Origin of the sequence: Herbaspirillum chlorophenolicum (genome assembly GCF_001189955.1) — a bacterium.
Lineage (GTDB): Bacteria > Pseudomonadota > Gammaproteobacteria > Burkholderiales > Burkholderiaceae_D > Herbaspirillum > Herbaspirillum chlorophenolicum.
The window spans coordinates 152,895-160,808 of record NZ_LFLT01000006.1 but is presented as its reverse complement, the minus strand read 5'-3'; the positions used below and the strand labels follow the sequence as shown (position 1 = coordinate 160,808).

General features: G+C 59.4%; 9 protein-coding genes. 5 read left to right on the top strand and 4 right to left on the bottom strand.

What is annotated here, in order from left to right; all coding sequences use genetic code 11:
• Positions 1-76 precede the first annotated feature (76 nt).
• Together ilvN and AKL28_RS06365 are read right to left on the bottom strand one after the other, a co-directional pair.
• Complete coding sequence (gene ilvN, locus AKL28_RS06370) at positions 77-568, bottom strand: acetolactate synthase small subunit (RefSeq protein ID WP_050467241.1); 492 nt, start codon at positions 566-568, stop codon at positions 77-79.
• Positions 569-570: 2 nt separating this feature from the next.
• Positions 571-2,289 carry an acetolactate synthase 3 catalytic subunit gene (locus AKL28_RS06365; RefSeq protein ID WP_050467240.1) on the bottom strand — a complete coding sequence of 573 codons (1,719 nt, stop codon included), beginning with the start codon at positions 2,287-2,289 and terminating at the stop codon, positions 571-573.
• A gap of 546 nt (positions 2,290-2,835) precedes the next feature.
• On the opposite strand from AKL28_RS06365, the gene AKL28_RS06360 reads away from it, so the two are divergent.
• The 5 genes from AKL28_RS06360 (at position 2,836) to AKL28_RS06340 (ending at position 6,471) form a co-directional block, all read left to right on the top strand.
• A complete protein-coding gene (locus AKL28_RS06360) occupies positions 2,836-3,405 on the top strand; it encodes an RNA polymerase sigma factor (RefSeq protein ID WP_050467239.1) in 570 nt (189 codons plus the stop codon).
• The gene (locus AKL28_RS06355; RefSeq protein ID WP_050467238.1) at positions 3,402-3,812 is read left to right on the top strand and encodes a DUF3619 family protein; all 411 of its coding nucleotides are present in this window, start codon (positions 3,402-3,404) and stop codon (positions 3,810-3,812) included. Before AKL28_RS06360 ends, AKL28_RS06355 begins: the two co-directional genes overlap by 4 nt.
• On the top strand, positions 3,809-4,642 hold the full coding sequence (locus AKL28_RS06350) for a DUF3106 domain-containing protein (RefSeq protein ID WP_331456550.1): 834 nt from the start codon (positions 3,809-3,811) through the stop codon (positions 4,640-4,642). The genes AKL28_RS06355 and AKL28_RS06350 overlap by 4 nt, the downstream gene beginning before the upstream one ends.
• A gap of 253 nt (positions 4,643-4,895) precedes the next feature.
• A complete protein-coding gene (locus AKL28_RS06345) occupies positions 4,896-5,429 on the top strand; it encodes an RDD family protein (protein WP_050467237.1) in 534 nt (177 codons plus the stop codon).
• 112 nt (positions 5,430-5,541) lie between these two features.
• Positions 5,542-6,471, top strand: coding sequence for an esterase/lipase family protein (locus AKL28_RS06340; RefSeq protein ID WP_050467236.1), 930 nt, complete (start codon positions 5,542-5,544; stop codon positions 6,469-6,471).
• A 76-nt stretch (positions 6,472-6,547) separates the two neighbouring features.
• Here the strand turns inward: AKL28_RS06340 and AKL28_RS06335 are convergent, their stop codons facing one another.
• Together AKL28_RS06335 and AKL28_RS06330 are read right to left on the bottom strand one after the other, a co-directional pair.
• Complete coding sequence (locus tag AKL28_RS06335) at positions 6,548-6,895, bottom strand: hypothetical protein (RefSeq protein WP_050467235.1); 348 nt, start codon at positions 6,893-6,895, stop codon at positions 6,548-6,550.
• A gap of 148 nt (positions 6,896-7,043) precedes the next feature.
• Positions 7,044-7,880: a ferritin-like domain-containing protein gene (locus AKL28_RS06330; RefSeq protein WP_050467267.1), complete on the bottom strand. Its 837-nt coding sequence runs from the start codon at positions 7,878-7,880 to the stop codon at positions 7,044-7,046.
• Between the last annotated feature and the right edge of the window lie 34 nt (positions 7,881-7,914).

The window sequence follows — 7,914 nt, the reverse complement described above, 5'->3', positions numbered from 1 at the left end:
ATTTTTCCTATGTTCTTAAATAACTGAATAACTCAAAACTTGAATGATGACTCTTGTGTACTGGCGCTGCGGCCGCTCAGATCTTCAGGATCCGTTCGCCGCGGCCGATGCCGGAGCCGCCGGTACGAACCGTTTCCAGGATCGCAGTGCGGTCCATGGCGTCAATGAAGGCGTCCAGCTTGCCCTTGTTGCCGGTCAGCTCGATCGTGTAGGTCTTTTCGGTGACGTCGATGATGCGGCCGCGGAAGATATCCGCCGTCCGTTTCATCTCTTCACGCTCCTTGCCCACTGCGCGCACCTTGATCAGCATCAGTTCGCGCTCGATGTGCGCGCCTTCCGTCAGATCGACGACCTTCACCACCTCGATCAGGCGGTTCAGGTGTTTGGTGATCTGTTCGATCACATCGTCCGAACCGGTGGTCACGATGGTCATGCGCGACAGGGTCGGGTCTTCGGTGGGTGCAACGGTGAGCGTTTCGATGTTGTAGCCGCGTGCGGAGAACAGGCCCACGACACGGGACAATGCGCCGGCTTCGTTTTCCAGCAGTACAGAAATGATATGGCGCATGATTAAAGATCCTCCGAACCCAACAGCATTTCAGTCAAGCCCTTGCCCGCCTTGACCATCGGCCAGACGTTTTCGGTTTGATCCGTAATGAAGTTCATGAAGACCAGCCTGTCTTTCATTGCGAAGGCTTCGCGCAGTGCACCATCAACGTCGCCCGGCTTCTCGATCTTCATGCCGACGTGGCCATACGACTCGACCAGCTTGTTGAAATCGGGCAGGGAATCCATGTAGGACTCGGAATAACGGGAACCGTAGTCGATCTGCTGCCACTGGCGAACCATGCCCAGGAAGCGGTTGTTGAGCAGAATGATCTTCGGCGTCAGGTGATATTGCTTGCAGGTCGCCAGCTCCTGGATACACATCTGGATCGATGCTTCGCCGGTGATGCAGGCGACGGTCGCATCCGGATTGGCCTTCTGCACGCCCATGGCGTACGGCAGGCCCACACCCATGGTGCCCAGGCCGCCGGAGTTGATCCAGCGGCGCGGCTTGTCGAAACCGTAGTATTGCGCGGCCCACATCTGGTGCTGGCCGACGTCGGAGGTGATGAAGGCGTCGCCCTTGGTGACTTCCCAGACTTTCTGCACCACCGCTTGCGGCTTGATGAATTCGTCCGAAGAAGCGAACTTCAGGCAGTCGCGCTCGCGCCACTTGTTGATCTGCTTCCACCAGTTATCCAGCGCGGCGCCGTTAGGCTTGGTTTCCGTGGCATCCAGCTGGGCCAGCAGCTCTTGCAGCACGTCCTTGACGTTGCCCACGATGGGGATGTCGACCTTGACGCGCTTGGAGATCGACGATGGGTCGATGTCGATATGGATGATCTTGCGCGCGTTCGATGCGAAGTGCTTGGGATTGCCGATCACGCGGTCATCGAAGCGTGCGCCGATGGCGATCAGCACATCGCTGTGCTGCATGGCCATGTTGGCTTCATAAGTGCCGTGCATGCCGGGCATGCCGACGAACTTGTCGCTCGAGGCGCGATAGGCGCCCAGGCCCATCAGCGTGTTGGTACAGGGGAAACCCAGGCGGTCGACCAGCTTGTTGAGCTCAGGGGCTGCATTGGCCAGGATGATGCCGCCGCCGGTGTAGATCATCGGGCGCTCGGCCGACAGCAGCAGCTGCAGTGCCTTGCGAATCTGGCCCGAATGGCCCTTGTCGACCGGCTTGTACGAACGCATCTCGACGCTCTTCGGATATTCGAAGGCGCAGGTATGCATCGTGATGTCTTTGGGAATGTCCACCAGCACCGGACCCGGACGACCTGTCGTGGCAATGAAGAATGCCTTCTTGATCGTTTCCGCCAGGTCTTTCACATCCTTCACCAGGAAGTTGTGCTTGACGCAGGGACGGGTGATGCCGACGGTGTCGCACTCCTGGAAAGCATCCTGGCCGATGGCGGTCGACGGCACCTGGCCGGAGATCACCACCATGGGAATCGAATCCATATACGCGGTCGCCAGGCCGGTCACCGCATTGGTGACACCGGGGCCGGAGGTGACGATACAGACGCCCACCTTTTCCGAACTGCGCGAATACGCGTCGGCGGCATGCACCGCAGCCTGTTCATGGCGAACCAGGATGTGCTGGAATTTGTCTTGCTTGAAAATTGCGTCGTAGATGTAAAGGACGGCGCCACCGGGATAGCCGAACACGTGTTCGACGCCCTCTTCGGCCAGGCAACGGACGAGTATGTCCGCACCGGAGATCTGCTCAGAACTCATTACTGCTTCCTTTCAAGGTCCATTGGAAATTGATCGGATGTTCTCTCCTGACGGAATCGCAGTCATCTGCTTGCCGTTGGCTTCCCTTTTTTGTGCGGTCACGCCATTTCTGCGCCCCAACCGTAGTGAGGTTCGAAATGCCGCTCAACGCGACTCGTTCAGCCTTGGTACAAGATGGACTTCTACTGATCCCTCGCGCTTGTGGCACGGGTTAGAACAAACAAGCTTTAAATTAAAGCGCGTCTTTGAATCGGCACGACCTTATGTGAAGCACCGACAAAGAACATAAAACGCCCCAAGTGTGGGAGGCGGGAGACAAACAGTAATGCGTTGCATCATTTTGGTCAAGAGAAATCCTCTGAAAACTGCTCCAATACTCGCGCTCCAAAGGTATTTGCAGAGAAACACCACGACAAATAGGGCCATTTTTGCTAGGATTCGGTCTGCTTTTTTAACAAATTCTTGCGCCTCCCGCATTTTCCTGCCGGATCACGGTCTGCTTCCGATCGATAACTTCCGGCTGTCCGCCCTCGGCAACCGTACTGCATGGCAACTGACAAAGAACTCTCCGATTTTCTTGAAAATGTCGAACGCCGCGCCTTCAAACAGGCGGTGTATGCCGTACGCAAAGACGAAGCTGCGTTGGACATTGTTCAAGATGCAATGATCAAGCTCGCCGAGAAATACGGCGACAAGCCTGTGGACGAACTGCCGATGCTGTTCCAGCGCATCCTGCAAAACACCATCCACGATTTCTTCCGGCGCGAAAAAGTACGCAATACCTGGGTCAGCCTGTTCTCCAGCTTTGGTGGCGACAGCGCTGGGCAGGAGGATTTCGACGTCCTCGAAAGCCTCGAAGCGCAAGACGGTTCGGAAGCCGCCGAATCCAGCGCCGACAAGGTCGAGCGCGAGCAGACGCTGACGCTGATCGATGCCGAAATCCAAAAGCTGCCGACGCGTCAACGGGAAGCGTTCCTGATGCGTTACTGGCAGGACATGGACGTGGCTGAAACGGCCGCCGCCATGGGTTGCTCCGAAGGCAGCGTCAAAACCCATTGCTCTCGCGCAACCCATGCGCTGGCTCAAGCTCTGAGAGCCAAAGGAATCACACTATGAACAACAAGGAACTGCAATTCGCCTATAAGGTGAAGATGGCGCTTGACGCCAACCTGGACAACATGTCCGACGACACTCTGCAAAGTCTGGCAGCGGCTCGCCGCGTGGCGCTCGCACGCAAGAAAAAAGCGCCCCTCACCGTGCGCGTGGAACAGCCTGTATTTGCCGGCGCGCTGGGCGCAGGCGGATCGATGTCGTCCGGCCAGCCGTCCTGGCTTGGCCGCCTGGGCGTGGCGGTGCCGCTCCTGGCCGGCATCATCCTGTTCGCCGGTATCTACCAGCACGAAAATGCCAAGCGCGTGGCCGACCTGGCCGAGATCGATGCGGCCGTCCTCTCGGACGAACTTCCGCTGTCGGCCTATCTGGATCACGGCTTCAACGCCTACCTGGCAGAAAAGAACCAATGACCATGCGCGACTCCACCGGTCTCATCACCAAAGCACCTTATCGCCTCTCGCGCATTGCGCTGGCGCTGGCAGTGCTGGCCGGTGGCTTGACCTGCGCGTGGACGTCGGCACAAAACGCTCCCGTTGCCACGCCTGCAACGGTGGCAGCATCGCCTGCGGCAACGCCCCAGGCAAACGCATCGACAGCAACACCCGCGGACGCACATTTGTCGCCGCCGGCCAAAGCCGGCACCGGCGCCAAGTCCTCAGGCAAGAAACCCGATAATAAGCTCGCATGGGCAACCCTGTCGGCTCCGCAGCAACAGGCCCTCGAACCGTTGTCCGGCGAATGGGTGAAGATGAGCGACCTCCAGAAAGAAAAATGGCTGGCGATCGGCAAAAAATTCACCAAGATGAAACCGGAAGAACAGCAGCGCCTGCATGATCGCATGCGCGACTGGGTCAAGCTGACCCCGGCACAACGCAGCGCGGCACGCACCAACTATGCCCGCGCCAAAAAGCTGGATGCCGAAGAGAAGAACGAACAATGGAATAAATACCAGCAACTCTCCGTCGAGCAAAAGAAAAAACTGGCGCAAGCCAAGTTGCCCAAGCGAGTTGCCAAGCTGCCTTCCGCGCCAGGTAACGCAGCCCCCACCATCCAGTTGCCGGCAGAGGCACTGGACCGTCCGCTGCCGCCGGCCGCAGCGCCAGCGCTGGCCCCTGGCTCGCAGGCGACACCGCAACCCGGCGCCATCCCCCAATCTCAGGCACAGGCAGCAGCAACTCCTCCTGCCGTGGTCACAAGTGCCGTGGTTTCCACCTCGGCCACGGTTGCCGAGAGCAATTAAGCTTTCCGTGTCGTTCGCTGCGGGCTGTTGGCTGCAGCGCTTGCCTCCTCCTCTTCGAACATCTTCCGCTGCACATGGCGTCGCCATGCCGATACGTGCCTTCTCGACGGCAGCGACGTATCGTCGCCTTGCCTTCAATCAAGCCTGCTTGTAGGCAAGTCCCGTCGATTGCATTACCATCCATGACACCATGGCCGCCACAGGGTCGCTATCGCCTGTTGCGCACATCAATAAATTTCAATACCGAGACACCATGCAGGACATGACCACGCCTTCGCTGCGCCGCCGCCTCAGCAGCATGCTCTACGAATCCATGCTGCTGTTCGGCGTCCTGTTTATTTCGGGCTGGCTGTTCTCGACCTTGCTGCAACAGCGCCACGCGCTCTATCTGCGCCATGCGCTGGAAGCCTGGCTATTCCTGGTGCTGGCTACCTATTTCATCTGGTTCTGGCTCCATGGCGGACAAACCCTGGCAATGAAGACCTGGCGCTTCAAGCTGGTGGACCTCTCGGGCCGACCGGTCGGCATCTGGCGCGCTACCTTTCGTTTCCTGCTGGCCTGGCTGTGGGTGCTGCCCGGCCTGGCGTTGGCATCGACCATGAGCGACCGGCATTGGATGCTGGTGCTGATCCCGGCCGGCAATCTGCTGCTATGGGCCCTGACGATCTACCTCGATCCGCAGCGCCAGTTCCTGCATGACAGGATCGTCGGCACGCGGCTGGTCAACTCTACCCCGACCGCCAAGCCCAAGGCCGCCACCGGCGCCGCCGATCCGAAAAGCACATAGGGAATTCCAGCCGACATAGCGTCATGGATCCGACACGGGGCTCTGCTATGCTCTGCGCAAACACGTGCCTCCGGCATATCCGCTCCCCTGACCGCATCGGACCCAGCCACGCATGATTTCCCGCATTTCCAGAACCCTGCTCCTGATCCAGCTTGCTATCGCGGTTCTGTTCTACTTTCTGTTGCGGCATTTCGACTGGCCCATTGCGCTGGCGGCACTCGGCGGCATCGGCATCGTGCTGCTGCTGCGCGCGCAGGTCACCGCCAACAGCTTCTTCCTGACCTGGCCCTACCGCGGCCGCACGTCGACTCCCATCGAAATCACCTGGCTGCAAATCGGCAAGCTGTTCCTGCGCGAATACCGCGCCACCATGCTGTGTTCCTCATGGGCGATGCCTTTCCTGCGCTTCGACCAGTTCACCTATCCCGACACCACCTCCCTGCCGGTACTGCTGATCCACGGCTACGGCTGCAACAGCGGCTACTGGCGATGGATGAGCCTGGCCCTGCGCGAAGCCCACATCACCCATTACGCGCTGGACATGGAGCCGGTATTCGGCAGCATCGACGGCTATGCGCCGCTGGTCGACGCCGCCGTCAGGCGCGTGCAGGCCGAGACCGGACAAAAGAAGATCGTCATCGTCGCCCATAGCATGGGCGGCCTGGCGGCACGCGCCTACCTGCGCGACCACGGCACCACGCATATCGCCAAGGTAGTCACGCTGGGCACGCCGCATCATGGAACCGCCATCGCCAACTTCGGCATCGGCATCAACTGCGGCGAGATGAACTGGCTGGGACGCTACGAAGAGGGCCGCAGCAGCGAATGGCTGCAAAAACTGGCCGCGACCGAAGAGGCCGATGCGTTAAGCGCCATCGTTTCCATTTATTCGCATCATGACAACATCATCTCGCCGCAAAGCTCGGCCCACCTGGCGGGAGCCCGCAATATCGCCATGCCGGGCATCGGCCATGTCGCGCTGGCGCTGGAGCCGTCGATACAACAAATGGTGATCGAAGAAATCCACAGCGCGCAGGACTAAGGCCTCGAGCCGGCAAATGAAAAAGCCTCCATACGGAGGCTTCTGTTTTTTACGGCCTTATCAAACTGAAAACGGATTACTTCTTGGCCGCATCCTGGATCTTCTGGCCAGCCTCCGCCACCTTCTCACCGGCCTTTTGCGTCAGTTCCTTGGCGCCTTCCTTGGTCTTTTCATAGGCGGACTTGGCATCTTCCTTGGCCTGGTCCATCGCCTCGCCCAACTTGCTGCTGGCATCCGAGGACTGCTCCTTGGTCTTGTCGGTCGCCTGGTCGATCTGCTTGCCGGCTTCCTGCACGGCGCCGTCGATCTTCTTGCCCAGCGCTTCCGCCGGACCGGCCTCATCCTTCTTCTGGCATGCGGCCAGCAAGGCAACGGCGGCACCTGCCGCCGCCAGGCCGAACAACAGTTTGGACATCGTCTTCATAGTGTCACCCTTTCCTGAAATAAGATCCCTCGATGGATCAGAACCCGGCAGTAATAGCATGGCTGTTATCGCATTGCCAGCCGATGAAAACAAGTTCCGATACAAAAACATGCTTTTTTTACAAAGCACTCGGCGCAATTCAATCTCATCAGCCCGCCATATCTTTAAACATCAACAATTCCTCGTCCGAAAAACCAGCAGCCTTCCTTGCCTCCAGGTTAAACGGCCCACGCAACGGCGGCGCCTTGTAGCGAATCGACAATTCGGCAAAAGTGGGCACCGGATCCAGCCCGCGCTGCTCGCACAGCCAGGCAAACCAGCGGTTGCCGATCAGCACGTGCCCCACCTCGTCGCGCAGGATGATGTCGAGGATCTCAGCCGCCGCCTGGTCGCCCGCCTGGGCCAATTTGGCGCGCACCGGCGGTGCCGCATCCAAACCGCGCGCTTCCAGCGTGCGCGGCACCAGGGCGATGCGGGCCAGCACGTCGGACTGGGTCTTTTCAGCCATATCCCACAGGCTGTTATGCGCCGTGAAATCGCCGTAGGCATAGCCCAGCGTCTCCAAATGCTGGGCTAACAGCGAGAAATGGTAGGCCTCTTCCGCCGCCACCTGCAGCCAATCAACATAAAATTGGCGCGGCATATCGGCGAAACGCCAGACCGCATCCAGCGCCAGGTTGATCGCGTTGAATTCGATATGCGCCAACGCGTGGATCAACGCCGCCCGCCCCTCGGGCGTGCGCATCGAGCGCGACTTCACTTGCAACGGCGACACCAGTTCCGGCTTGCCTGGACGGCCCGGAATGCCATCGCCGGCGTCGCTGGCAGCCAGATCCTCCTGCTGCTCCAGCGCCAATCCCCCATCATGCCAGACCGCATGCAAGGCATTGACTGCTGCGCATTTGGCTTCCGGCCGGGTTTCTTTCAGGCAAACCAAAGCGCCGACGCGCAGGCCGTTGAATGAAAGGATTTCAAGTGAGGGCAAGGCGTGATCCAAGGATGCTTCTTTCAAGGGACGG